The 23,805-nt window shown below is 50.7% G+C and carries 26 protein-coding genes, 2 tRNA genes and 2 pseudogenes; 15 read left to right on the top strand and 15 right to left on the bottom strand.

Annotated features, from left to right (window positions below):
* Nucleotides 1-107: 107 nt before the first annotated feature.
* Nucleotides 108-485 (bottom strand): hypothetical protein, encoded by a 378-nt coding sequence (locus tag QZ280_RS11525; RefSeq protein ID WP_293444369.1) that lies wholly within the window; start codon nt 483-485, stop codon nt 108-110.
* Between the two features lie 795 nt (nt 486-1,280).
* Between QZ280_RS11525 and QZ280_RS11520 the strand changes: the two genes are divergently transcribed.
* Entirely contained in the window at nt 1,281-1,568 is a 288-nt protein-coding gene (locus QZ280_RS11520; RefSeq protein ID WP_293444366.1) for a hypothetical protein, read from the top strand.
* Between the two features lie 253 nt (nt 1,569-1,821).
* Here the strand turns inward: QZ280_RS11520 and fabD are convergent, their stop codons facing one another.
* Entirely contained in the window at nt 1,822-2,751 is a 930-nt protein-coding gene (fabD, locus tag QZ280_RS11515) for an ACP S-malonyltransferase (RefSeq protein ID WP_293444363.1), read from the bottom strand.
* 188 nt (nt 2,752-2,939) lie between these two features.
* Between fabD and QZ280_RS11510 the strand changes: the two genes are divergently transcribed.
* Nucleotides 2,940-4,136: a cytochrome b/b6 domain-containing protein gene (locus QZ280_RS11510; RefSeq protein ID WP_293444360.1), complete on the top strand. Its 1,197-nt coding sequence runs from the start codon at nt 2,940-2,942 to the stop codon at nt 4,134-4,136.
* Between the two features lie 73 nt (nt 4,137-4,209).
* Here the strand turns inward: QZ280_RS11510 and QZ280_RS11505 are convergent, their stop codons facing one another.
* On the bottom strand, nt 4,210-4,782 hold the full coding sequence (locus QZ280_RS11505; RefSeq protein WP_293444357.1) for a YceI family protein: 573 nt from the start codon (nt 4,780-4,782) through the stop codon (nt 4,210-4,212).
* Nucleotides 4,783-5,392: 610 nt separating this feature from the next.
* Between QZ280_RS11505 and rpsF the strand changes: the two genes are divergently transcribed.
* From rpsF to QZ280_RS11475, 7 genes and pseudogenes are all read left to right on the top strand, one after another.
* Complete coding sequence (gene rpsF / locus QZ280_RS11500) at nt 5,393-5,746, top strand: 30S ribosomal protein S6 (RefSeq protein ID WP_293444355.1); 354 nt, start codon at nt 5,393-5,395, stop codon at nt 5,744-5,746.
* A 27-nt stretch (nt 5,747-5,773) separates the two neighbouring features.
* Nucleotides 5,774-6,001, top strand: a complete 228-nt coding sequence (gene rpsR / locus QZ280_RS11495) for a 30S ribosomal protein S18 (protein ID WP_005608650.1) — start codon at nt 5,774-5,776, stop codon at nt 5,999-6,001.
* Nucleotides 6,002-6,012: 11 nt separating this feature from the next.
* Nucleotides 6,013-6,633 (top strand): 50S ribosomal protein L9, encoded by a 621-nt coding sequence (gene rplI / locus QZ280_RS11490; RefSeq protein WP_293444253.1) that lies wholly within the window; start codon nt 6,013-6,015, stop codon nt 6,631-6,633.
* 230 nt (nt 6,634-6,863) lie between these two features.
* Nucleotides 6,864-7,295 carry a helix-turn-helix transcriptional regulator gene (locus tag QZ280_RS11485; RefSeq protein ID WP_293444250.1) on the top strand — a complete coding sequence of 144 codons (432 nt, stop codon included), beginning with the start codon at nt 6,864-6,866 and terminating at the stop codon, nt 7,293-7,295.
* A gap of 318 nt (nt 7,296-7,613) precedes the next feature.
* The gene (locus QZ280_RS16390) at nt 7,614-7,868 is read left to right on the top strand and encodes an autoinducer binding domain-containing protein (protein ID WP_365734737.1); all 255 of its coding nucleotides are present in this window, start codon (nt 7,614-7,616) and stop codon (nt 7,866-7,868) included.
* Nucleotides 7,869-7,877: 9 nt separating this feature from the next.
* The gene (locus QZ280_RS11480) at nt 7,878-8,072 is read left to right on the top strand and encodes a helix-turn-helix transcriptional regulator (RefSeq protein WP_293444247.1); all 195 of its coding nucleotides are present in this window, start codon (nt 7,878-7,880) and stop codon (nt 8,070-8,072) included.
* 176 nt (nt 8,073-8,248) lie between these two features.
* Nucleotides 8,249-8,887, top strand: a pseudogene (locus QZ280_RS11475) (acyl-homoserine-lactone synthase).
* 295 nt (nt 8,888-9,182) lie between these two features.
* On the opposite strand, the gene tig reads toward QZ280_RS11475, so the two are convergent.
* Together tig and QZ280_RS11465 are read right to left on the bottom strand one after the other, a co-directional pair.
* On the bottom strand, nt 9,183-10,517 hold the full coding sequence (gene tig / locus QZ280_RS11470) for a trigger factor (protein ID WP_293445162.1): 1,335 nt from the start codon (nt 10,515-10,517) through the stop codon (nt 9,183-9,185).
* A 113-nt stretch (nt 10,518-10,630) separates the two neighbouring features.
* Nucleotides 10,631-10,715 (bottom strand) — tRNA-Leu (locus tag QZ280_RS11465).
* Between the two features lie 226 nt (nt 10,716-10,941).
* Here QZ280_RS11465 and QZ280_RS11460 point away from each other — a divergent pair.
* The 4 genes and pseudogenes from QZ280_RS11460 (at nt 10,942) to QZ280_RS11445 (ending at nt 14,761) form a co-directional block, all read left to right on the top strand.
* Nucleotides 10,942-11,382 (top strand): Hint domain-containing protein, encoded by a 441-nt coding sequence (locus QZ280_RS11460; RefSeq protein ID WP_293444245.1) that lies wholly within the window; start codon nt 10,942-10,944, stop codon nt 11,380-11,382.
* Nucleotides 11,383-11,586: 204 nt separating this feature from the next.
* Nucleotides 11,587-11,925 (top strand): P-II family nitrogen regulator, encoded by a 339-nt coding sequence (locus QZ280_RS11455; RefSeq protein ID WP_293444242.1) that lies wholly within the window; start codon nt 11,587-11,589, stop codon nt 11,923-11,925.
* A gap of 37 nt (nt 11,926-11,962) precedes the next feature.
* Nucleotides 11,963-13,369, top strand: a complete 1,407-nt coding sequence (gene glnA, locus QZ280_RS11450; RefSeq protein ID WP_293444239.1) for a type I glutamate--ammonia ligase — start codon at nt 11,963-11,965, stop codon at nt 13,367-13,369.
* Between the two features lie 588 nt (nt 13,370-13,957).
* Nucleotides 13,958-14,761 (top strand): annotated as a pseudogene (locus QZ280_RS11445) (lytic transglycosylase domain-containing protein).
* 497 nt (nt 14,762-15,258) lie between these two features.
* On the opposite strand, the gene QZ280_RS11440 reads toward QZ280_RS11445, so the two are convergent.
* On the bottom strand, nt 15,259-15,450 hold the full coding sequence (locus QZ280_RS11440; protein ID WP_293444237.1) for a hypothetical protein: 192 nt from the start codon (nt 15,448-15,450) through the stop codon (nt 15,259-15,261).
* 322 nt (nt 15,451-15,772) lie between these two features.
* Between QZ280_RS11440 and QZ280_RS11435 the strand changes: the two genes are divergently transcribed.
* Nucleotides 15,773-16,219, top strand: coding sequence for a glyoxalase superfamily protein (locus QZ280_RS11435; RefSeq protein WP_293444234.1), 447 nt, complete (start codon nt 15,773-15,775; stop codon nt 16,217-16,219).
* 15 nt (nt 16,220-16,234) lie between these two features.
* Here the strand turns inward: QZ280_RS11435 and QZ280_RS11430 are convergent.
* Nucleotides 16,235-16,311: transfer RNA gene (locus QZ280_RS11430), tRNA-Arg, on the bottom strand.
* A gap of 205 nt (nt 16,312-16,516) precedes the next feature.
* Here QZ280_RS11430 and QZ280_RS11425 point away from each other — a divergent pair.
* Nucleotides 16,517-16,807, top strand: coding sequence for a hypothetical protein (locus tag QZ280_RS11425; RefSeq protein WP_293444231.1), 291 nt, complete (start codon nt 16,517-16,519; stop codon nt 16,805-16,807).
* Between the two features lie 335 nt (nt 16,808-17,142).
* On the opposite strand, the gene QZ280_RS11420 is transcribed toward QZ280_RS11425, so the two are convergent.
* From QZ280_RS11420 to sufB, 8 genes are read right to left on the bottom strand one after another with little or no spacing between them, the layout of a single operon-like run.
* The gene (locus QZ280_RS11420; RefSeq protein ID WP_293444229.1) at nt 17,143-18,363 is read right to left on the bottom strand and encodes a cysteine desulfurase; all 1,221 of its coding nucleotides are present in this window, start codon (nt 18,361-18,363) and stop codon (nt 17,143-17,145) included.
* The gene (locus QZ280_RS11415; protein ID WP_293444226.1) at nt 18,356-18,943 is read right to left on the bottom strand and encodes a YIP1 family protein; all 588 of its coding nucleotides are present in this window, start codon (nt 18,941-18,943) and stop codon (nt 18,356-18,358) included. Before QZ280_RS11415 ends, QZ280_RS11420 begins: the two co-directional genes overlap by 8 nt.
* Nucleotides 18,943-19,422, bottom strand: a complete 480-nt coding sequence (locus QZ280_RS11410; RefSeq protein WP_293444224.1) for a YIP1 family protein — start codon at nt 19,420-19,422, stop codon at nt 18,943-18,945. Before QZ280_RS11410 ends, QZ280_RS11415 begins: the two co-directional genes overlap by 1 nt.
* Nucleotides 19,422-20,702 carry a Fe-S cluster assembly protein SufD gene (gene sufD / locus QZ280_RS11405; protein ID WP_293444222.1) on the bottom strand — a complete coding sequence of 427 codons (1,281 nt, stop codon included), beginning with the start codon at nt 20,700-20,702 and terminating at the stop codon, nt 19,422-19,424. Before sufD ends, QZ280_RS11410 begins: the two co-directional genes overlap by 1 nt.
* Nucleotides 20,703-21,458, bottom strand: coding sequence for a Fe-S cluster assembly ATPase SufC (gene sufC / locus QZ280_RS11400; protein WP_293444219.1), 756 nt, complete (start codon nt 21,456-21,458; stop codon nt 20,703-20,705). It abuts the gene before it with no gap.
* Between the two features lie 32 nt (nt 21,459-21,490).
* Nucleotides 21,491-22,090: a hypothetical protein gene (locus QZ280_RS11395; RefSeq protein ID WP_293444216.1), complete on the bottom strand. Its 600-nt coding sequence runs from the start codon at nt 22,088-22,090 to the stop codon at nt 21,491-21,493.
* A complete protein-coding gene (locus QZ280_RS11390; protein WP_293444213.1) occupies nt 22,087-22,263 on the bottom strand; it encodes a hypothetical protein in 177 nt (58 codons plus the stop codon). Before QZ280_RS11390 ends, QZ280_RS11395 begins: the two co-directional genes overlap by 4 nt.
* Nucleotides 22,264-22,266: 3 nt before the next feature.
* Nucleotides 22,267-23,802 carry a Fe-S cluster assembly protein SufB gene (gene sufB, locus QZ280_RS11385; RefSeq protein ID WP_293444210.1) on the bottom strand — a complete coding sequence of 512 codons (1,536 nt, stop codon included), beginning with the start codon at nt 23,800-23,802 and terminating at the stop codon, nt 22,267-22,269.
* Nucleotides 23,803-23,805 lie beyond the last annotated feature (3 nt).

Below are 23,805 nucleotides of genomic sequence, written 5' to 3'. Positions count from 1 at the left end.
AAGCCCGTTAAATCGCAGCCAATACGTTGCCCGCATTCGCACTCACAAATTCCCATAGCGCCAATCTCAGAGATTGTCATCGCCCAAGGACGACGGCAGCCACCAAATTAATCCGCAAAACGCGCATATCCATCACCGCCTGTCATTTCCATGGCAAATCCTTTGTGCGCCTTGATGTCCGCACCACGCGCCACAGCAATCACGACGTCCTCTTCCATCGTGCGTTGCGTGCCGCCCAGAAAGGCGTCAACCGCGCGGCCACTAATCACACTTTCCTTCCATAGTTGGGTGCTAAACCTCGCTTCCCACACAGCGCGGCCAAAGCCCATCGTAGCAGCGCTGCCTGCGGGACCATTTGCTTTAAGGGGCACCAAAAGGTTCGCTTTCGGATTGGCATCATGTACTGCAGCAAAGCCCGCAGCTGTATCTTCGTTAATGGAGCCTGATAAATAGATTATATCGCCCTCTGGCAAAAAGGCTGTCATGTCGTCCTGTTGCACCGGTGCCTATTTGATAACGAAGCCTTCACGCACCACGGGAACTGGGGGGCGATTGCTAAATAGGCTGCACCCTGACAGGCTCAAGGCGGCAAAACCTAATAAAAATGTGCTCTTTTACATTGTGATGAGCTTTTTTTAAACTGCCTCACGCGCAGCGTGACCGTGCATTGCCGATTTCTCAACGTAAAAATGAAGGACAGTTTGTTTTCAAAAGCGTCCCTTCGCTCATGCAAACAGTTTTCGGCAAACACCCAAGCAAAAAACTGATCTCAAAAAATTTCACTGTCACGCCGTTTTTTCGGCAGAATCCAATCTTAAGGTGGGTTCTAACAATTCGACACATTTTTCATACAAACGCCAGATTAGCCCAAGCGAGATAGAGCATAAAATTACAAATTGAGAATTTTTGAGTTCCTTGCAGAATCTGGCTACTGAGAACGCAGATCCTGCAGTCATTATGCAACTTATACCTGTGCTCAAAGACAAACTGGTGCCGCAACAAAACCCAGAATATTATTTTATCGGCTTGGTGTCTTTGTCTTCTTTGCGTTGAAACCGTTAAAAACGCAGAATCGCACGCATCAAACGTGTCGCCATGCGTATGCGCAACCCGACTTGGGCGAAGCTGATGATCACAATCCAGGAGAAGTCGCGCCTTTGCGCCTGGCAGATGAAAGTTCTGAGGTACCAATCTATTCTGTTAACACAAGCGAAATTCAAGGAAGCAGACCCCAAGCACCTCTACCTGTGGTTCGCAGAGCCGCTCAACAGCTAGAAGATGTGAGCGCGATCAGCTTTGAAGCACGCGCAGCCTTGACGCCTGATGAAGCGCGCATGCGCGTTTTGGTGCAAGCTAGCGTGAATGAATTTGGCGTCGGTTTCATGATTATGGCGCTCACGCCTCTGGACGCTTTGCTAAAGCTTGGACGTGAAGCGGCCGGTTCAGAGCGCGCTCATGCACTAAGCGCTATTCAAAACAAATATGTTTATATCGGCGTGTTTGATTGTTCAGGCAGATGCCTTTTGGGCAGAGATGTTAGCGGAGTTGATCCTGCTTTGGGAAAATAGACACAAGAAAAAGGAATTGTAAGGCAAGCGCTAAACCTAACAGGTGTTCAAGTGATCACCTTGAACACGTCAGACGCTCCAAAATATATTCAAACAAAAATTGCGCCTAGTTGAAGGCGACAGCGCGCCTGAATGCGTCCCCAGTCAAAGCTGTTCCAGCGGTCAAGACTCCCAGAAAAGCTACGCGCCCGGGGCACCCGGTAAGACCTGGGAATACCGCAGAAATCGCCGTTGAATAAGTGTTAGAGCGCGTTTAGTGCTCCAACTTTGCGATATCTTCAGGTGTTCCAACAGGGCTACACACAATTTCGCGCGCGATGCGGCGGATCATGCCGGACAGTGCTTTGCCCGCACCCACTTCCCAAATCGTATCGACGCCCTGCGCGGCCATAAAGCCAACGCTTTCGCGCCAACGCACGGAACCGGTCACCTGTTCTACAAGCAAGGTGCGAATAGCTGTCGGATCGCTCACAGCATCAGCGCGCACATTTGCGACGACTGGCACGACAGGCGTGTTAATCTCCACAGCTCCCAACGCGTCAGCCATAACGCGCGCCGCTGGTTCCATCAAAACGCAATGAAATGGCGCGCTCACAGGCAAAAGAACCGCACGTTTCGCACCTTTTTTTTTGGCAATCACCAAAGCACGTTCAACCGCGCCAAGATGACCGGATACAACCACTTGGCTTGGATCATTGTCGTTCGCAGCCTGACACACATCGCCTTGTGCGGCTTCACTGGCCACGGCTTGCACAGTTTCAAAATCCAGCCCCAACAAGGCCGCCATCGCGCCGACACCGACAGGAACAGCTTCTTGCATGGCAGAGCCGCGTGTGCGCAACAAACGCGCGGTATCTGCGATTGACAAGGCACCTGTTGCGGCTAATGCAGAATACTCACCCAAAGAATGGCCCGCTACAAAAGAAGCATCTGTAATAGCAACGCCTTCCGCCTCAAGTGCGCGCATCGCAGCGAGGGAAGTCGCCATCAACGCAGGCTGCGCGTTTTGCGTTAACGTTAACGTGTCCTGCTCGCCTTCCCAAATAAGTGCGCTCAGCTTTTCGTCCAAGGCCTCATCGACCTCGTCAAAGACCGCTTTCGCCGCAGGATAAGTATCCGCCAAAGCTTTACCCATTCCAATCGATTGCGCCCCTTGACCGGGGAATACAATGGCCTTGCTCATGTCGCGTCTCCTCAAAAGCGTTTCTTTTGCTCTAACCCTGCTCCGCATTCATCGCAAGCCTGCCTGCTGGGGCGCACAGACCCTGTGTTGATAAAATGACTGTAACAAACACGTAGGCGCGATAATGTGCGAATAAATTCTTCAGCTGACGCGTTATCCCGCAGAATACTGCTAATTGGAGCAACTAAATGCCAACCGTCAACACACCCCGTAGCTATGGCTCGGTCACCAAAACCTTCCACTGGCTCACGGTCTTATTGATTTTAACGGCTATTCCGCTGGGGATCATCGCCAACAAACTAGACTATGACACCAGCGAAGCGCTTGCGTTCAAAGCGTTTTTCTTCTCGATGCACAAAACCGTCGGCGTCACCGCATTTTTCGTCGCCCTCGCCCGCGTTCTCTGGGCGCTTTACCAACCGAAACCTGCAGGGCTTCACCCCAAACGTCGCGCCGAGAGCTTTCTAGCAGAGCTTGTGCACTGGCTCCTCTACGGCTCCCTCTTGTTAGTACCGCTGAGCGGATGGATCCATCACGCATCAACCTCAGGCTTTGCACCAATCTGGTGGCCGTTCGGACAAAACCTACCCATGGTGCCCAAAAACGAAAGCCTCGCTGCGCTAACCGCAGGTTTGCATATCGTATTTGAACGCGTTCTCGCGCTTTCAATCTTCTTACATGTGGCAGGTGCGCTGAAACATCACTTTGTCGACAAAGATGACACACTGCGTCGCATGTTGCCCGGCACGACCGAAGCAGGCACGCCCCATGCATCGAGCAAGCTTGCGCCCTTTGTGATGGCGATCGTGGTTTGGATTGCGGCTTTGGGCGTCGGGTTGGCCATAGGCATTTACAACAGCCATGTAGCCATAGCGCAAAGCGTCGCACTGGAAGAGGTCCAAAGTGACTGGCAAGTTGATAGCGGTATGCTCAGCCTCGAAATTACCCAATTCGGATCACTGGTCAGCGGCAGTTTTGAAGATTGGATCGCCGAAATAACGTACACAGAACTTGAAAGCCAAGGCTCTCACGGCACTTTGCGCGCTGTGATTTCGATTGGATCTCTGACGCTCGGGTCAGTCACAGGACAAGCCTTGGGACCCGATTTCTTTGATGCTAGTACGCACCCAACTGCCGAATTTAATGCAGACCTGATTTTTCAGGCCGATGGCTACACCGCTGACGGCACGCTCAGTATTCGCGGCACTGCAATTCCGGTCAGCATGCCGTTCGATCTCCAGGTCGAGGGCGAAAAAGCGCAAGTGAAGGGTCGACTTGAGCTAGATCGGAGGGATTTCAAGATCGGAGACAATCTGCCAAATGAAGGCTCACTTGCGTTCAAAGTGAACGTAGATGTTACGCTTACTGCAACGCGAACACCCTAAAGGCATAACCAGGAAGACACAAAACACGCCGATGGCATGTTCAGCGGCATTTTCATTTTTGTCTACTTAAAAGTTACTCAGCTTTTGCAGCTTCGATAGAAATCATAACTTCAACTTCATCACTTACCGCTGGTGCGAAAGCGCCAAGACCGAAGTCTGAACGCAGCAGAGTTGCTGTGGCATCAAAGCCAGCCCAAGCTTTGCCAGCCATCGGATGCTGATCGGCTTTGTTCAAAACGGCATACAGCACCACAGACTTCGTAACATCATTCAGAGTCAAATCACCGGTGATAATTGCTGTGTTATCACCGGTGACTTCGATACCTGTAGATGTAAATGAAATCATCTCATCATCAGAAGCATCAAAGAAATCTGGAGACATGAAATGACCCAATCGCTTTTCCCAACCTGTGATCATGGATTTAGCTGGCATGGAAACCGAAACTCTGGACGCGGAAGGATCTTCTTGATCGAACATGACCTCGCCCTCAAAGCCAGAAAACATGCCGTAGGTCGTGGAAAACCCGATGTGGTTGTATTTAAACACAATCTGGCTATGACTCGCATCGAGCATATATTTTTCTGGCGCAGCATAAGCGTTAGTTCCTGCAAGTGCGAAAGCTGCGGCAAAAAGAACAGTTTTCATTGGTAAGGCTCCATATCAATTTGCCCAACTATGAAGTCTTCCTCGTTGTGCGCGCAACCATACGATGATCAACAAATCGTGTGCGTAAATGCACACATGTGTCGCGAATAATTTTGAAGTTAGTCTTTCAAACGCGGCAAAAGCGCAATGATAATACAAGATCAAAGAATTGCCGTGAAACCAGATTTCAAAAGTACAACATCCGCGGTTACATGCACGCCTGGCACTAAACCAAAGGCCGATAACTGCAAACCCAAAGATCAATCCAAAGAAACGGCGCACAGTGCGCTCCGAAATGATCGTTTTTAGCTCGGCTTGCTAACACTCTGCCGCGATCGGCTTCAACATTATCTGCGCTGAAATATTTAACATAGGGTTTTCCATTTTGTTTCTGCGCTAGGGATAATCTTGCTAACCATTGTGCCTGAAATACGGCGCGCCTTGGACAGTTTCATAGCGAATGTCCAGGACACTTGCGCGACCCCTCTAACCCAGTTAAACGACAAAGGCTTTCCGCAGGACGTTTTCACTGCGCAGTCTCTCGTGACCGGGGCGCGGAAAGCTTTTTGCTCTGGTCTTTGAAATGCGCCGATACATGAATGGAGCACACATGCCTTTATATGAGCATGTAATGATTGCGCGTCAGGACCTGTCCAACACGCAAGCAGAAGGCCTTATCGAACACTTTGGCACAGTCCTCGCAGACAATGGCGGCAAGCTAGTTGATCACGAATATTGGGGCGTCAAAACGATGGCGTATAAGATTAACAAGAACCGCAAAGGCCACTATGCCTTCTTGCGTTCCGATGCACCGGCACCAGCCGTGCAGGAGATGGAGCGTTTGATGCGTTTGCATGAAGATGTCATGCGCGTTCTGACGATTAAAATGGACGAGCATGCTGAATTGCCATCCGTTCAAATGCAGAAACGCGAAGAGCGCGGCGAACGCCGTGAGCGTCGCTAATTTAACCTGAAGAAAGGATCCTAAACCATGGCTGCAAAACCATTTTTTCGCCGTCGTAAAGTGTGCCCCTTCTCAGGCGAGAATGCACCAAAAATCGACTACAAAGACACACGTTTACTTCAGCGCTACATCTCTGAGCGTGGCAAAATCGTGCCGTCCCGTATCACTGCAGTATCTGCGAAAAAGCAGCGTGAATTGGCCCGTGCCATCAAGCGCGCCCGCTTCCTCGCTCTTCTGCCCTACGCTGTGAAATAAGGAGAACGATCATGAAAGTTATTCTTCTTGAACGCGTCGCAAAGCTCGGCCAAATGGGCGATGTTGTAGACGTGAAAGCAGGTTACGCACGTAACTTCCTGCTCCCACAGAACAAAGGCCTGTCCGCATCTCAAGCGAACATCGCCAGCTTTGAAGCGCGCAAAGCGCAACTCGAAGCTAACAACTTGGAGAGCAAGAAAGAAGCCGAGGACATGGCGTCCCGTCTTAACGGACAAAAATTTGTTGTGATTCGCCAAGCGTCCGACGCTGGCTATCTCTACGGCTCCGTTACAACACGTGATGCGGCTGATGCGGCAACAGGCGGCGGATTCTCCGTCGATCGTAAGCAAGTAGTCTTGCAAGCTCCGATCAAAGAGCTTGGGCTTCACGCGGTAACCGTGCGACTACACCCTGAGGTTGATGCTGAAATCATCATGAACGTTGCACGTTCTACCGAAGAAGCAGATCTTCAATCCGCTGGTAAGTCCATTCAGGAACTTGCAGCAGAAGAAGAAGCTGCGGCAGACTTCGAAATCGCTGAGCTGTTCGATGATATAGGGTCCGCGGCAATGGATGACGACGATCTCTCACCGGCCGCTGCACCAGAAGCAGATGCAGAGCAAGCTGACTAAGCGTAAGCTTTGATTGGTTAACTAATTAGCGGAGGGCTGCGAAAATCATTCGTGGCCCTTTTTTGTTGAGTTTCGTACAAATCTCGCATGCGTGGTTTAGGCGAGATACCACCGTTTCGAGCACCGTTAGCAATACCCGCCTTAACCCTATTAGCTACAACGTCTTGCAACCCTGAGCAATTTCAGTCCATGTGACACTACTAGAAATTGCGTCAATTGTAGTGCTTCGCGTGTTGGGTGAAAAGGTGATTAGGATGACAAATATTGATGTTTTAATTGGTGCGCGAATAAAAGGCCGTCGCATCGCATTGAAAATTTCTCAAACCAAATTGGCCGAAGCGGTTGGTGTCCGCTTCCAGCAGGTTCAAAAATATGAATCAGGTGCCAATCGCGTAAGCGCGTCCCGTCTTCTTATGATCGCAGAGACCCTTTGCGTTCCCATTTCCTACTTTTTCCAAGGGCTGGATGCGACAGCATCGTCCGACGCTGTGGTCAAGAAATCCAGCGAGCGGCCAAGCGCACCAATGAACGCGCTGACTGATACCCACGTTAGCGAGATACTCGCACTAGTTGAAACGCTGCCGAAAGAGCAACAGATGGCCGTGCTGGCATTCTTGCGCACCCTTGCCAAAACATCAGAAACTGAAAGTAATTCCGCCTAAGATTTGTTTCTTTCAATCATTGCGTTGCTAACCCATTCGTAGGAATTTTTTCTTCATTACGTCTGAATGGGTTTCAGATTGACCTTTTCGTTCTTGGAAACGCCGAAAAAAGGTGCTGATTTCACAGAGTGTTGGAATACGCTCTGTGATCAGCTCGAGCTCTAAGATACCTCCTATTGCGCGATCAACACAATGTCAGACACTGTTCAAGGCTTTGCTAACTCCCCCAATCGCTTGGATTTAACACTACATGGGCAATGGTCTGCAAAACATTGATCCGAAAATTGGTGTGTCCGCGCGCTCTATTGCGCCTTTGGACTGGTCAAGTTCAAAGGGAATGCTGGCTTAAAAGATGTATTTGTAAATGTGCGCGATTTTGGGATCACTGATCGTGGGTTAACTGTGCCTATCCGGGGACCTTATGGTGAATGCGGTTTGCTAAGTGTGATGCACGACACAACAGAAAGCGGCTGGGTGGCACTCAAATCCAACATATTTTCGACGCTCCAAGCCGCCGCTGTGACAATGCACGATGCAGTTAAGTCTTCAGACTCGCTTGCTAGCGTGATGTGACGCCCAACTTTGTCACTACGTGAAGTCGAAGTTTTGCAATGGACAGCGGCAGGTAAATCTCAGCAAGATATTGGTGACATTTTGGCAATTTCGTTGAAAACCGATGAAGTACATCAAAGATCCGCTCGCACTAAGCTAAGTGCGCTTCCGACTGCTCAGGCGGTTGTACTAGGCATTTCGATGGGCTTTATCGATCCCAAGTAGACAGACTTGCATTAGCGAAAACAATAAGATCGAAGGCAAGTGTTCGATTAACAGTAATTACCCACGTATTTTTGCCTAAGCTACGGAATTCCCCCAAATATAGACATGTCCAAAATAGTTAACAAAGCATGTAGGGTAAGGGGAATAAGAAATGTATATAATTATAGACTGTGTGTATGTCGATCATTACCCCGACTTGCTTCGGCGAGTATATTAACTTCGAACGCGCGTTTTTTCGGGATCGTCTTGGTTGGGATGTCGAGGTCACAGATGGACAAGAACGCGATCACTTTGACGATCTGTTTCCAACGCATACCGTCTCGATTACCGATGATGGCCAGGTCGCGAGCGCAATGCTACTTTTGCAAACCACTGGCCTGAATATGTTGGCAGACGTATTTAGTACGGTACGGCAAGGCGATCCTGCCCCTTGCAGTCCGCTCATCTGGGAAGCAACACGGTTTTGCGTCGACGCGAATTTTTTGCACTCCGGCAAAACTCGAAACTCTATCTCTTATATTATAAGCTAAGTGATGATCGGAGCGTTTGAATACGCTCGTGCTGCTGGTGTTGGAGAAGCGGGTGCGGTTATCGATCCAATCATGAATCGGGTCCTCAAGCGATCCTGCAATGCGCCATACGACTATCTTGGCAAAGCCACACCCGTGGGCAAAGTGACGGCAATTGCTGCGCTAATGGACTGTATCGAAGCACGTATATCCACTGTGCGCAACTTTGCTGGGATCACGGGTTTAGTCATTCTCAACGAAGAACATGTAATCGCGCAATACGGCGATACCAAAATAACCATGTAAGCTTTACAAACCTATCTGAACGAACAGCTCGGCGAGGCCGACGGTACTGAAGAACTTCATGCGACGCTGAAATTGATCTCAGAAGCAGAAAGATAATCAGTTGAGCTGACTTTGGTTGCCACACTCACACAAATCTTCAACTGGCAGTCATAGACAGTTTCGCGGGTCTCGATTGACAGGTAGAGGCCTGCATTTTTATATGCTTTTGACCAATCGGGGCCACAACTTCGCACAAAACAAAAAAAACCCGCCTGCAACTCAGACGGGGTTCTCTGTTTTACAATGTGAGAGAAATTTACTCCTCTTCAAGCGCCTCAACAGCCTTTTGAAGATCGTCTTTGCTGATCTCCTTGTCGGTGACTTGCGCCAACTCAACAATGTAATCCACAACTTTGTCTTCAAAAATTGGTGCGCGCATTTGCTGCTGCATCTGCTGGTTTTGTTGAACGAATTCAAAGAACTCACGTTCTTGACCAGGATACTGGCGAGCTTGGTTCATCATCGCTTGCGTCATCTCCGCGTCGGTCACTTGAACCTCAGCCTTCTGACCCAACTCAGCCAACAACAGACCTAAGCGCACACGGCGCTCAGCCAAAGACTTGTGCTCATCCGTCGCCTCGATCGTTGGGTGATCGTGGCCTTCAACCTCTGGGTTCTCTTCATGCCAAAGTTGATGTGCGATCTGGTCGGATTCCGCTGTCACCAAAGATGGTGGCAAATCGAAGGAGACGACATCATCCAGCTTGTCGAGCAAACCGCGCTTCATAACCGCGCGCGCAGCACCTGTGTATTCCGCCTCGAGACGCTCAGCGATCTGAGCCTTCAACGCTGGCAAATCTTCCGCGCCAAACTTCGTCGCCAACTCATCGTTGACTTCCGCTGCAACTGGCTCTTTCACAGCTTTGATTGTGCATGTGAAAATCGCTTCTTTGCCTGCAAGGTGCTCGGCTTGGTAAGGATCTGGGAACGTAACAGCTACGTCCTTAATTTCCTCAGATTTCACGCCAACTAGCTGCTCTTCAAAGCCTGGGATGAACTGGTTGGAGCCCAAAACGAGTGGAAAATCTTCGCCAGCACCGCCTTCGAACGCCTCGCCGTCAACTTTACCCAAGAAATCCATAGTGACTTGGTCGCCATCTTTAGCTTTGGAGCCTTTCTTGCGATCATTGAAGTCCTGCGCAGTCTCTGCAAGGTTCGCCAATGCTTCCTCTACAGAGGCATCGTCCGCCTTTGCAACCAAACGCTCAAGAGAGATCTTGCTCAGATCAACTTCGGGGATTTCCGGCAGCGCTTCATAGGACATTGTGACGTTTACATCGTCGCCCTCTTTCCACGTCTCGCCGTCAACCATTGTGACCTCAGGCTGAAGCGCGGGACGATCGCCCGATTTTTCAAAGTGCTCGGACATCGCGCCGTCCACAGCTTCCTGCATCGCTTCGCCAAGAATACGCTGGCCGAATTGTTTTTTCAGCAATGGCATTGGCACTTTACCCTTACGGAAGCCTTTCATCTCGACTTCTGGGCGCGCTTCTTCAAGCTTTTCGTTTACTTTCGCTTCGAGCTCTGCCGCCGCGATTGTGATGGAGTAGCCTCGCTTGAGACCTTCGTTCAATGTTTCGGTGACCTGCATGTCGTCCTTATCCATGTCGTAGGGGCCGCAGAGGCGTCCGCGGCGGTCAAAATCTGGGCCTTACTATGAGCGCAGTAAGACAGGATCAAGTAGATTCGGAAGAGATATGAAAATGGTGCGGGTGAAGGGACTCGAACCCCCACGCCTCGCGGCGCCAGAACCTAAATCTGGTGCGTCTACCAATTCCGCCACACCCGCACTATACGCCTCTTAGCAAAGCAATTTCCAGAACGCGAGAGGAAAAATGCAGCTTTACGAAATCTCAAGATGTGGCTGCGATACGCATCCGCTGCACAAGAGACTATATGCACACGGCGTTACCCGCTACCTTGACTTCAATAAGGTCGAAAATGACCGTGAGAGCAGAGTTAAGACATCACAAATGGAGCCAAAAATGGCCTGTTGCGAGGACTAGGTGCAGGCATTGGAAGATCTAAAAGCGCAGGAAAATTTCGCGCTGGCAGGTCTTTGCGCAAATACAATTATACTTACAATGGATGGGGAGCTCCTTGCCCATGATATCGCCCCCTGTGATCGTATCACAACGCGTGATGCAAATATGGTTGTGCTGCTTGGCGCGCACCGAAAACGCGTAATTTGCGATGCGGTGCAAATCAAAGCCGTATCATTTGGGCGCAAACGACCATCCGAAGATATAGTGCTGCCTTGCGGCATCAAACTGTTGATCCGAGATTGGCGCGCTGATGCGATTTTGGGAACGAAACAAGCCCTGATCGCCACGCAAGATCTGCACTATGGCGAATATGTGAAAATCCTAACTCACCAAGAATTGGACGTGTCAAATTCATTTTCGACAAGCCGCACGTCACTTATGCAGGTGGTCTTGAAGTGGGCTCTCAAATAACTCTGTAAAAGTAAGACGCATGAACTAGACGTTCGACAGCATACAAGAATGTTTTTATTTCGCCTAATAATTGTGCAAACCACTCATTTTTTAACCTTGTTTCAAATAGCAGTGCGGCTTTTCCTGCCTACAGCGGGCAATCCAATTGTGCATAACTTAGGTAACTGGTTTCAGCAGCTGTATAAGCGCACTGGAGCATTCCGCATGAAAAAGATTGAAGCGATCATTAAACCTTTCAAACTCGACGAAGTCAAAGAAGCGCTGCAAGATGTTGGTGTCCAAGGCCTGAGCGTTATTGAGGTCAAAGGATTCGGACGTCAAAAAGGTCATACTGAACTGTATCGTGGCGCGGAATATGTCGTTGATTTCCTTCCTAAAGTGAAAATTGACGTTGTTCTCGACGACGATCAAGTGGACGCCGCAATCGAAGCTATTGTTCGTGCCGCAAAAACAGACAAAATCGGCGATGGCAAAATTTTCGTAAGCCCCGTCGAGCAAGCCATTCGCATCCGCACCGGTGAAACCGGCTCAGAGGCGTTGTAAAACATCCCAATAACATTAACCTATAAGGACATATGGCATGAGTATTGCAGCCGTTCTAAAGCAAATCAAAGATGAAGATGTCGCCTATGTTGACATCCGTTTCACCGACACGCGCGGTAAAGTGCAGCACGTGACCGTAGACTGCGACCTTGTTGACGAAGATTTCCTTGAAGAAGGCTTCATGTTCGACGGCTCCTCCATTGAAGGTTGGAAATCCATCGAGAACTCCGACATGAAATTGATGCCAGACACCACGTCCACGTATCTCGACCCCTTCTATGCTGAGAAAACGCTGTGCATCCACTGCTCTATCGTTGAACCGGATACAGGCGAAGCATACGAGCGTGACCCACGCGGCACAGCGCAAAAGGCGGAAGCATATCTTGTGGCCTCCGGTATTGGTGATGTTGCTTACATGGGCCCAGAGGCGGAATTCTTCCTCTTTGACGACGTGCGTTACTCAAACACAATGAACAAAGTGTCCTTCGAAGTCGATGCAACTGACGCAGCTTGGAACACAGACACGGAATACGAAATGGGCAATATGGGCCACCGCCCTGGCGTCAAAGGTGGTTACTTCCCAGTTAACCCGATCGACGAAGCGCAAGATCTACGCGGCGAAATGCTCTCCACGATGAAGCGCCTCGGTATGAAGGTCGATAAGCATCACCACGAAGTTGCGTCTTGCCAGCACGAGCTTGGCTTGATCTTCGACAGCCTTACAAAGCAGGCTGACGAACTTCAGAAATACAAGTATGTGATCCACAACGTGGCGCACGCTTACGGCAAATCTGCGACATTCATGCCAAAGCCGATCTACGGTGACAACGGCACGGGTATGCACGTTAACATGTCGATCTGGAAAGACGGCAAGCCTTTGTTCGCTGGCGATAAATATGCTGACCTGTCGCAAGAAGCGCTTTACTTCATCGGCGGCATCTTGAAGCACGCCAAAGCGTTGAACGCCTTCACCAACCCTTCCACAAACAGCTACAAACGTTTGATCCCGGGCTTTGAAGCACCTGTTCTGCGCGCATATTCTGCACGTAACCGGTCTGGTTGTGTTCGTATCCCATGGACAGAAAGCCCGAAAGCAAAGCGCGTCGAGGCACGTTTCCCTGATCCATCAGCCAACCCATATCTGTGCTTCGCAGCACTTCTGATGGCAGGTCTTGATGGCATCAAGAACAAGATCGATCCGGGCGAAGCAATGGACAAGAACCTCTATGACCTTCCTGCGGAAGAGCTAGCGGACATCCCAACAGTTTGTGGTTCCTTGCGTGAAGCGCTGGACGAACTTCAGGCAAACGGCGACTTCCTATTGGCGGGCGATGTCTTCACCAAAGATCAGATCGAAGGCTATGTAGCTCTGAAAATGGAAGAAGTTGAATTGTACGAGCACACACCACACCCTGTTGAGTATGGCATGTACTACTCCTGCTAAATTGACTTAAAGACACAGAGAGAGCGTCCTAAACGGACGCTCTTTTTGATTCCTAATTTAGGCAAAGCCGACACAATCGATCATATTTCGACCAGAAAATTCCATTTTGGAAACAAACCTCGCCCCAATTGCTGCGTTAACCTTAGGTCACGAGCAGCAATAAAAGCGGTAACAATGATATATATCCCCAGATATGAGTTCCATGTCGCCACGTGGCGCGGCCTATCAAATTGACCAGCGAGAAATTGAACGCGTCTTGCACAACCGGATGTTGCTTTAAAGCGGTGGCTTTAGCGTTACAGCCGCAAGGCAATTAACTACAGCGACATAAAAAAACACGTTCGAAGGTTGGCAACGCGGCCAGTTTGAGTTCGCGCGCCACATTGCACAGATCAGCGTGAAACATGCCGCACATCACAAGGCAAAGTTCTGCTGGCAACACCATTCCAATTGCCTTTTGCATCGCCTTGCGCTTGTTGTGATGCTCGCAACTGTGCTTGCGTTTCAATACATATGAATTTTTCTCATTGGTGCTAAATCACGCGGCGGTAACATGGCACCGATATTCGCGTGGTTTGGAAGAATTTTATGGGACATTTATTCAAAGCGGCGGTAACGGCCGCCATTTTTGCAAGCAGCACCTTTGCGGTTCAAGCGGCAAAATGCGGCAACACATCCTCGGGATTTAATACGTGGAAAGCAGCGTTTGCGCCAGAAGCAAAACGCGCAGGTGTCGGTCAACGCGGCCCTCAGGCTTTCGCAAGCAGCTAATATGCCTCAAAAACGATTGCAGCAGATCGCAATCAAAAAAGCTTTAAGTACAGCCTTTATAAATTCATGAAAGTGCGCGGCGCACCTACAATTGTGTCACAAGGTCTTAAACGTAAAGCCAAGAACGCATCGTTCTTTCAAGCACTTGAGCGCCATTACGGCGTGCCGGCTGGTGTGATAATTGCCATTCACGGCATGGAGACAGGATTTGGGCGCTTTATGGGTGATAGTAGGATCGTGTCCGCGATCACTACCCTCGCCTATGACTGTCGCCGCTCCGCAGTCGTTGTGCCAAACGCGATTGGTGCGCTGAAACTTGTCGACAAAGGCGCGATCGACGGCAACACCAAGGGTGCGAAACAGGGCGAACTTGGCCACACACAATTCCTACCGGGCAACGCACTGAAATACGGCATCGATGCGAACCGCGACGGACTTGTCAATTTCTACACAGAAGCGGACGCACTTGCATCGACGGCCAATTTTCTACGCGAAAAAGGTTGGAAACCAGGCACTGGCTTTGAGGAAGGTTAGACGAATTTCAAAGTTATCAAGCAATGGAATGCGGCTGGCGTCTATCAAAAAGCGATCGCGATCATGGGTGCTCAAATAGACGGTTAATGCATTATTTCGATGAATTAGGAAGGCCTCGGTAAGTTCCGGCTCCCTTCACTTTGGAACAACCTTAATCAGGTAAATAGTCAAAAAAAAACGCAATGTCATATTCCGGCCATTTTCATTTACAATATATTCACAGGTAACAACAAAGGCTTAGTGACAATAGCATTCGGACAAAATTCGACACTTGCAGCGATCTTGATCAAAGAGAGCGCGACGTTGGATATTGACGATATTGCGGATCAAATATTGCGAAGCAAGATTGCACAGCGTGTTGGCACACGGTCTGTGACTTGGGATTGTGATGATCTTGTATTTCTGGACTTCGCCAACGTGCGCATTGCGCTCTATGACCGCGCACTAACGGAGTTTTCATCAAAGATTGTCTGCCTCGCGTCGGCCCTGTACCCAGAAAAACGCTTCCCCTACATATCAATAGCGCGAAACTGGCACGCACGCTTGTCATGCAATTCAGTGATCCTGTTTCTACAAATACAATTCTATGGAATGAGCTTGATCAAGCGATAACCAGCGCCGTTATGGATGACTTCCAAAGTGAGTTGGACGAAATGCTGCACTTTCTCGACGCTCAAATTCGAAGTGTTGCCAACAGATCCAACCAAGATCCTAGCGACAAGACGTCCAAGACTACACGTCTCGATCAACCTGCGATTGAGGAACTCAGGCACCATTTGCAACGCTCAAGCCACGTTGCCAAGCCAGTTAGCTTGCCGCTACATCTCAGTTTATTTTTTTTCTTGCACGTTCTTTTTCATGCTTCCTGCCTTCGGATCGGCACTGTTATCCTACATTTGGTTAAGCGATGGGGTAGACAAACCCTCCACGCCCACCTAGATCGACGAGAGGATCGCTGTGTCCTGCCGTTCGCGAGGGTGACCTTTTGGTAAATGCAGCACAACGATTGAGCCCTCCTTTTGACTTATGGTCACAAGCGGGCGGCAATGCGAACACCCCCAATACGCCGTGACCCATAATTCAAATGGGACCAAACCAATGAAACCGATCGAAAATGGCACGTCAGTGCCCAGTTCCGACCAACTCAAAGTGCAAGCAAAACGATTGCGTGGGACGATGGCGGAAAAACAAAAACCCATCACGCAAAGCATGTCGCTGGAAGCGGTGGCAAAGCAATGGGGTTACCCTGACTGGAACACCCTTAGCGCCGCTTCCAAGTCCAACGCCCCGCGCGGCTGGTCAGTTGGCCAACCTGTAGCCGGCACTTACCTTGGGCATATGTTCCAAGGAAAGCTCAAAGCGGTTCGCGCTGCAAACGGTGGCTTTTGGTATGTCACCGTCGTGTTTGATGAGGCCGTTGATGTTGTGACATCCAGCGCATTCAGCTCATTTCGCAAACAGGTGAATGTAGTGCTGAACGCCGATGGTGTGACACATGCGAAGACCTCTAACGGTGTTCCGCACATGGAGCTTCGCGGAAGATAGTAACGAGGGGAAAATTGGCGCACCCAAGAGGATTCGAACCTCTGGCCTCTGCCTTCGGAGGGCAGCGCTCTATCCAGCTGAGCTATGGGTGCGTCTTTGGGGCGGTATAACTTTGCCGCCCCTGCCCCGCAACGTCAAAATCCAGTGAAACAAGTGTACCGATCATGCCAAACCCTCTGAAACAATATTTTGAAAATATTAATTTGTTCCAGCTTACACCTTAAGCCTGTGTACGTATTCCTCACCTGTAAGCAACAAACTTTTTGCCTAGTAACGAGGGTAAGAGCGGAGCTATCTATGAAAAACCTCGTACGACCAACCTTATTTGCGACTTTTGCCTGCCTCATTGCCACCGCAGGCTGTGTCAGAGACGCAGAAGATTATACGACTAGCTCTTTTGCGACGGCCGTAACGTTGGGGGCTTCATCCGCGCAGATCATCGGAACTACACTGACGCAACGCATCAATGGCTCTGACGTGAATTCAGACGGTGACGGCTATGCTTATGAAATCGATGTGGATGGCGGCGAAGGGTTCGTCGCGCGCGCAGGTTTGCTTCCCAGCACGCGCGTTCCGACCCTCCCTTAGGGCGGAGGCGCAACGCTAACAGGCACATACGAGGCCGCTAGGGTCACGGGAATAGATCTCGATAATGGGCGCCTGACAGGCTTTGCGCGTAAAGGTGGCGGTGCGATCACGCTTGAAGCGGATTTTGAGGGCAATACGCTGAGCGGAACATCCGACGACGATATACTCACAGTGAATGGCAGATTCGACGATTAAAACCTCGCTGGCACTGTGAACTATCGCGATATTTCCGGCACGTTACGTGGCAAAATTGGTGGCACCGAAGCCATTGGCATCTTTCATGGTAAAACCAGCTCATCCCTGATGCCTGGCGGATTCATGGTTAAAGAATAGCGCTAGCCGAACAGGTCGTGCGCCAATTCCAACGCATCGACCAGTGCATCCACATCTGCGCGCGTGTTGTACATCGCAAATGACGCGCGGCAGGTCGCAGTTTCATCCAAAAACTCCATCAGCGGACCCGCACAATGTTGGCCGGCGCGGACCGCAACGCCCTTTTTGTCGAGGATGGTGGAGATATCATGCGCATGCGCGGCACCTTCCATGGTGAAGCTGAAGATCGCGCCTTTGCTCGCGGAATTACCCTGCACATTGATCCAGTTGAGACCACGAAGTTTGCTCTGCGCATAATCGCGCAGATCCACCTCATGGGCGGCAATCGCCTCCATACCAAGGCACATCATATAATCCAGTGCAACGCCCAGACCGATCATTTGCACGATACCCGGCGTGCCGGCTTCGAACATCATCGGTGGATCATTGTAGCTGACTGCGTCTTTGCTGACTTCGCGGATCATATCACCGCCGCCAATAAAGGGACGCATCTCTGCCATGCGTCCACGCTTCATGAATATCGCGCCAGAACCGGATGGTCCGTATAGTTTATGACCCGTGATCGCGTAGAAATCACAGCCGATATCATCAACGTTAACCGGCATATGGACCGCCGCTTGCGAGCCATCTACAAGGACTGCAACCCCCCGCTCATGCGCGGCCTCGGTGATCGTTTTCACATCCACCACAGTACCGAGAACATTCGACATATGCGTGACAGCCACCAGTTTGGTGCGCGGTCCCATAGCATCAATCACGGCCTGTGGATCAAGATCGCCATTAGCGTCAACATCCACCCATTTGATCACTGCTCCCTGCCGTTCGCGCAGAAAATGCCATGGCACAATATTAGCATGATGCTCCATCACGGAGAGGATGATTTCATCCCCCGCTTGCAGATTAGGCATAGCCCAACCGTAAGCGACACTGTTGATCCCCTCGGTCGTCCCCGAATTGAACACGATCTGCTCCGGATCAGCGACGTTCAGGAATTTGGCAATCGTGGTGCGCACGGCTTCATATTTGTCCGTTGCGAGATTGCTGAGATAGTGCAACCCTCGATGCACATTCGCGTATTCTTCCGCGTAAGCGCGCGTGATTGCGTCGATCACAACCTGCGGCTTTTGCGCGGACGCACCGCTGTCGAGATAGATCAACGGCTTGCCATTCACCTCACGCGACAGAATTGGAAAATCGGCGCGGACCGTCTCTACATCAAACATAAGGTGTCAGTCCCATATTTTGCACGCCCAGCAAGGACAGCAAGATCGCAAGGCCTAGCATAATACCAAGGCCGGATAGAATGAGTGCACAGAAGCTGGTGAACAGGTTTTCAAATCCATGCGCCACATCGACGAATTGTAACAACAACCACATCCCGTAAAGCGTTGCACATAGGACCAAAAGACCCGCAATGCCCGGAATGATCGGCATCAACAAAAAGGCCGCCAATTGCACTGCAAAGCGCAAGAATTGCAGCCAGATCAGCAAAGCCATGACATCATCCAATACCGCGCACCCGCCAATAATCCGGCCTGCATACGTGATTGAATAGATACTTAAAGCTAAGCCAGAGCCGATCAAGATCGCAAAGATGATTGGCGAAGAAAAAATGACCGGTAGCGCAACCTGCGGTGGTGAAGCGAAAAGCGAAATCTGATACACCATCGTGTTGAGCAGCACGGCGAGCACCAAGGCGATCCACATCACGGAGCGGTTGGGTCTGATCGAAAGGATTTCAGCCGCCGCTTCACGTGGTTGCGACAGCGTGCCCATCGTCAGATTTATAAATGCATTCAACATCAATCCGCCCTTTCGGCTTCAAACATGCCTGCAATCCAGAACCAGACGAACACCGCAAACCAAACGACACCAACGATTTGCCACTCGAGTCCTTTACCGATGAAGCCTTCCACCAAACCCCACAGCAATTGCAATGGGCTGGCCGCAAGTAGCGCCCAGAACAAAGCAAGGCGCGCGCGATACCAAGTGCCTTTACCACCAACGATCATCGCTAGGATATGAGCGATGGCTGCGATTGCGTAGAACAGCAAAGGTGCCATGATCCACGCCATAAGGGCCCCACCGAGCAAGGCGTTAAGCTCTGCACCACTTTCATGGGCCTGGCGCGCAAGACCGGGCCAACGCGAGACGAAAGCGACGATGCAGGCACCAATAATAACAATCAAAGCAAAGGCTTCGCGTTCACCCATGGCGAAAAGCCGCGCCAAAACAAGGCGCGGTCCTTTGTAGGTAGACACGATGTCAGTGGTGACAGACATCAGCCGCGACGTCGCGCCAGCCAAGCCGCGAGGCGCTCGTTAATTTCTTCCGCGAGCGTGCTGTGTTCGATCTCCTCAACCGCTTCCGCAAGGAACGACAAAGTCAGCATATCTGTCGCTTCACCAACGGGAACCCCGCGCGAGCGCAGATAAAACAGCGCCTCCTCATCAATCGCACCAGAGGTGGACCCGTGTGAGCAAGCCACATCATCGGCATAGATTTCCAACTCTGGCTTAGCGAGAAATTGACTATCTTCATCCAGCAAAAGCGATTGGCTGATCTGATAACCATCGGTCTTTTGTGCACCAGATTTCACTAGGATTTTACCTTGGAAAACACCCGTCGCGCCATTGCGAAGGACCTTCTTAAAGACCTGACGGCTTTCACAATTCACCGCATCATGAGTAATGAAAACCGTATCGTCATGATGAAAGTCGCCGTCTCCAAGCGCGGCACCTGCAACAGTTGCATGTGCATCATCGCCCGTCAGCTCGATCACGCACTCATTGCGCGTCATCACGCCATTCGCAGTGAGCGTGAAGCTCTTGAAGCTGGATTCAGTTCCGAGGCGTGCGAAAATATGCGTCGCCGCGCGGCGCTCATGATCGCGGCCTTGTGCACGCACATGGTGGAACTTCGCGCCATCTGCGACGTCGATCTCCATACACTTGTTGAAGCGTGCTGCCGCGGGACCGTTCTCTAAAATGGTCACTTCCGCACCCTTGTCAATCTTGAGAACATGGTGAAGGATCGCATCAGAAGAATTTGAAATATGACGGTAAATCAGATTAATAGGCTTACTCGGCGTACCAGTTACATGGATCAACACGCCATCAGTAGCATAAGCCGTGTTTAACGCAGCAAGCGGACGTTCAACAGGGTTTTGACCGTTGTTTTCCAAAACACCGTAAAGACCCTTGGCCCAGTGGATATCAGCTGTCGCACCCGCAAGACGCTCAATCGTGACACCTTCTAGTGTAAGGTCATCAGATTCGTCAGCGCTGAAAACACCGTCGACAAAGACGATTTTCAAACGTCCCAAAGCGTCAAAGACAGGCACCTCGTCCGTATGAAGCACCGCTGCATCCGGCGCTGTAGGCTGAACCAATGTGTCTGGGCGGGTGTACTTCCAATACTCATCGCGCCGCGACGGCAAACCCATACTGCGCAGACGCATCAAAGCATCCTCACGCGCAGCGGTGCTCCAGCCCTCTTGCGGCATATCAAGCGTGTTCAAACGCTCTTCTGTCGCCTCTATCTTTACTTGTGCTAAGGCCATTTACGCCACCTCTGCCAAAATATCCGCGTAGCCGTTTTGCTCAACTTCCAATGCCAGCTCCGGCCCACCAGTTTTCACAATACGACCATTGGCCATGATGTGAACGACGTCCGGTTTGATATGATCCAGCAGGCGTTGATAGTGCGTAATCACAAGGAATCCGCGGCCTTCGTTTCGCAACGCGTTCACGCCCTCAGCCACCAGCTTCATGGCATCAACATCCAAGCCAGAATCCGTCTCGTCCAAGATGCACATCTTTGGCTCAAGCATTGCCATCTGAAGGATTTCGTTGCGCTTTTTCTCGCCACCAGAAAAGCCAACATTGACCGGACGCTTCAACATATCAGCGTCGATCTTCAATGATTTCGCACGCTCGCGCACGACTTTAAGGAACTCGGATGCGCTCATTTCGTCTTCACCGCGTGCTTTTCGCTGGGAATTTACCGCTGTTCTCAAGAAGGTCATGTTGCCTACCCCGGGAATTTCTACAGGGTATTGAAATGCCAAAAACAAACCAAGCGCTGCGCGTTCCTCAGGGTCGATCTCAAGAAGATCTTCACCCAGCAAATCCGCACTTCCTTCGGTCACTTCATAACCCTCCTTGCCAGAGAGCACATAAGACAGCGTTGACTTGCCAGAGCCGTTTGGACCCATGATCGCATGGACTTTTCCAGCCTCAACCGTCAAATCGACGCCCTTGAGGATTTGCTTGTCTTCTTCTTCAAGAGAAACGTGCAAGTTATTGATATTCAGCATTTTTGCGTCCTCGTTTAGTTCAGTTTGCGGCCCTAATACGGGTCCTGCATGAGTGTGATGATCTCGGGCAAGTGACTTGCTGGGATCGGCGTCGCGGTTATCTCAAATTCGGCCATGCGGCCTATCAGGCGCGGTGCGCCTACGATTTTTTCTACTGCGTGATAGCTTGGGCGATGTTCATAATCATCGACGAAGACCCGCGTAGGTTTGCGTGTTTGAAATGCGGTTGCGAGTATGCATCCGGCGCGAAAACGGCCGTCAACGAGCACGACATCTGGATCAGGTAAGCCCTCTAACGACCAGATCTCTAAAGGATATTTTGCATAATCTTTCCAGTGATTTTCGGTCTTTGGGCGCCCCCATGCTTTGGTCGGACCAATGTTTGCCCAAATGATATCGGGCTTACTTCTCGCTGGGTTGTGTTCAAACCACTCGTTCAAGGAGTCCACCCGGAACTGATCTGTCTCAACAGATGTGATTGTCTTTCCCACCATTTCAGCCACCATGACAGTCGAGCCACCAACTCCAAATTCCAAAATGGTATCTGCCGCACCGTAAGCCGCACGTAAATGCGCAGTTTCTCCGTCTGGCATGGTCAACTCTGGACGGTCTATGGAAATGACTTGAGTCACTTGCTCGCTCTCATCACATAACTAGCACAAAGCGATCCAAGAAAACCCAACACGAACGCAATAAACACACCCGGCACCAATGAAATCAGCATGCCAAGCATTGTAAAGAGCACGGCAAATACCGCGCAAAAACCGCCGGTGATCACAGCTGAAAGGACCGCGCGTTTGCTCATGCTTTAGCCCACAGACCCTTCGAGCGAAATCGCCACCAATTGTTGCGCTTCCATCGCGAATTCCATTGGCAACGCTTGCAACACCTCTTTGCAAAATCCGTTCACAACCAATGCAACCGCATCCTCTTCGCCAATGCCGCGCTGCCGGCAGTAGAACAACTGCTCATCATCGACTTTTGATGTTGTAGCCTCATGCTCGACCCGTGCGGAGTTATTCTTAACCTCGATATAAGGCACAGTATGCGCGCCACATTGATCGCCGATCAGAAGACTGTCGCACTGCGTGAAATTGCGCGCGTCCTTCGCTTTCGGGTGCATGGAAACAAGCCCACGGTAGGTGTTTTGCGCTTTACCCGCTGAAATACCCTTGGAAACGATACGCGACTTGGTGTCTTTGCCAAGATGGATCATCTTAGTGCCTGTGTCGGCCTGTTGCATGTTGTTGGCGATGGCAATGGAATAAAACTCACCTTGGCTCTCGTTGCCGCGCAGGATGCAGCTTGGGTATTTCCACGTCACCGCAGAGCCTGTTTCGACCTGCGTCCACATCACTTTGGCCCGATCACCACGGCAATCCGCCCGTTTGGTCACAAAGTTGTAAATACCGCCCTTGCCGTTTTCATCCCCCGGGTACCAGTTTTGCACGGTGGAGTATTTCACTTCAGCATCTTCTTCGATGATGATTTCGACCACAGCAGCATGCAACTGGGATTCATCGCGCATGGGTGCGGTGCAACCTTCCAAGTAGCTTACATAGCTGCCCTTATCGGCGATGATCAACGTACGCTCGAATTGGCCCGTGTTCTCCGCGTTGATACGAAAATACGTGGACAGCTCCATCGGGCAGCGCACGCCCGGCGGAATGTAGACAAAGGATCCGTCGGAAAAGACTGCTGAATTTAGCGTCGCATAGTAGTTGTCAGAGACGGGCACGACTGTGCCAAGATATTTTTTCACCAATTCAGGATGTTCTTTGATCGCTTCCGAGATGGAACAGAAGATCACGCCTGCCTTTTTCAGCTCGTCCTGAAAGGTTGTGCCGACTGATACACTGTCAAACACCGCATCTACAGCGACTTTGCGTGGGGCTTCCGCGTCAATATCTTCTGCGCCTTCAACACCAGCAAGGATCATCTGTTCTTTCAACGGGATGCCAAGCTTAGCGTAAGTGGCGAGCAATTTCGGGTCCACCTCATCCAAGGACTTTGGCTTCACGGCCATACTTTTGGGGCGTGCGTAATAGTACTGATCCTGAAAATCGATCTCAGGGTAATCGACCATCGCCCAAGCGGGTTCTGTTTTGGCCAACCAACGGCGATAGGCTTCAAGGCGCCACTCCAGCATCCACTCAGGCTCATCGTTCTTCGAGGAAATCAAACGCACGATGTCTTCATTGAGACCCTTTGGCGCATACTCCATTTCGATGTCAGTGGACCAACCGTACTTATACGCTCCGCCAACCTCGCGCACCGCATTGACGGTTTCCTGATCTACGCCCTCTTTGACGCCAGTCTCGGTCCCATTATCCAGTGCTGCCATGCC

This window comes from Planktotalea sp. (genome assembly GCF_018607995.1).
Classification (GTDB): Bacteria; Pseudomonadota; Alphaproteobacteria; order Rhodobacterales; family Rhodobacteraceae; genus Planktotalea.
This window is presented reverse-complemented; position numbering and strand designations above follow the sequence as displayed.

Coding starts and splice junctions, on each gene's coding strand:
- QZ280_RS11525 (WP_293444369.1), bottom strand. CDS start 485: ATGACAGCCTTTTTGCCAGAGGGCGATATAATCTATTTATCAGGCTCC.
- fabD (WP_293444363.1), bottom strand. CDS start 2,751: ATGAGCAAGGCCATTGTATTCCCCGGTCAAGGGGCGCAATCGATTGGA.
- QZ280_RS11510 (WP_293444360.1), top strand. CDS start 2,940: ATGCCAACCGTCAACACACCCCGTAGCTATGGCTCGGTCACCAAAACC.
- QZ280_RS11505 (WP_293444357.1), bottom strand. CDS start 4,782: ATGAAAACTGTTCTTTTTGCCGCAGCTTTCGCACTTGCAGGAACTAAC.
- rpsF (WP_293444355.1), top strand. CDS start 5,393: ATGCCTTTATATGAGCATGTAATGATTGCGCGTCAGGACCTGTCCAAC.
- rpsR (WP_005608650.1), top strand. CDS start 5,774: ATGGCTGCAAAACCATTTTTTCGCCGTCGTAAAGTGTGCCCCTTCTCA.
- rplI (WP_293444253.1), top strand. CDS start 6,013: ATGAAAGTTATTCTTCTTGAACGCGTCGCAAAGCTCGGCCAAATGGGC.
- tig (WP_293445162.1), bottom strand. CDS start 10,517: ATGCAGGTCACCGAAACATTGAACGAAGGTCTCAAGCGAGGCTACTCC.
- QZ280_RS11455 (WP_293444242.1), top strand. CDS start 11,587: ATGAAAAAGATTGAAGCGATCATTAAACCTTTCAAACTCGACGAAGTC.
- glnA (WP_293444239.1), top strand. CDS start 11,963: ATGAGTATTGCAGCCGTTCTAAAGCAAATCAAAGATGAAGATGTCGCC.
- QZ280_RS11440 (WP_293444237.1), bottom strand. CDS start 15,450: ATGGTGCCTGAGTTCCTCAATCGCAGGTTGATCGAGACGTGTAGTCTT.
- QZ280_RS11435 (WP_293444234.1), top strand. CDS start 15,773: ATGAAACCGATCGAAAATGGCACGTCAGTGCCCAGTTCCGACCAACTC.
- QZ280_RS11425 (WP_293444231.1), top strand. CDS start 16,517: ATGAAAAACCTCGTACGACCAACCTTATTTGCGACTTTTGCCTGCCTC.
- QZ280_RS11420 (WP_293444229.1), bottom strand. CDS start 18,363: ATGTTTGATGTAGAGACGGTCCGCGCCGATTTTCCAATTCTGTCGCGT.
- QZ280_RS11415 (WP_293444226.1), bottom strand. CDS start 18,943: ATGTTGAATGCATTTATAAATCTGACGATGGGCACGCTGTCGCAACCA.
- QZ280_RS11410 (WP_293444224.1), bottom strand. CDS start 19,422: ATGTCTGTCACCACTGACATCGTGTCTACCTACAAAGGACCGCGCCTT.
- sufD (WP_293444222.1), bottom strand. CDS start 20,702: ATGGCCTTAGCACAAGTAAAGATAGAGGCGACAGAAGAGCGTTTGAAC.
- sufC (WP_293444219.1), bottom strand. CDS start 21,458: ATGCTGAATATCAATAACTTGCACGTTTCTCTTGAAGAAGAAGACAAG.
- QZ280_RS11390 (WP_293444213.1), bottom strand. CDS start 22,263: ATGAGCAAACGCGCGGTCCTTTCAGCTGTGATCACCGGCGGTTTTTGC.
- sufB (WP_293444210.1), bottom strand. CDS start 23,802: ATGGCAGCACTGGATAATGGGACCGAGACTGGCGTCAAAGAGGGCGTA.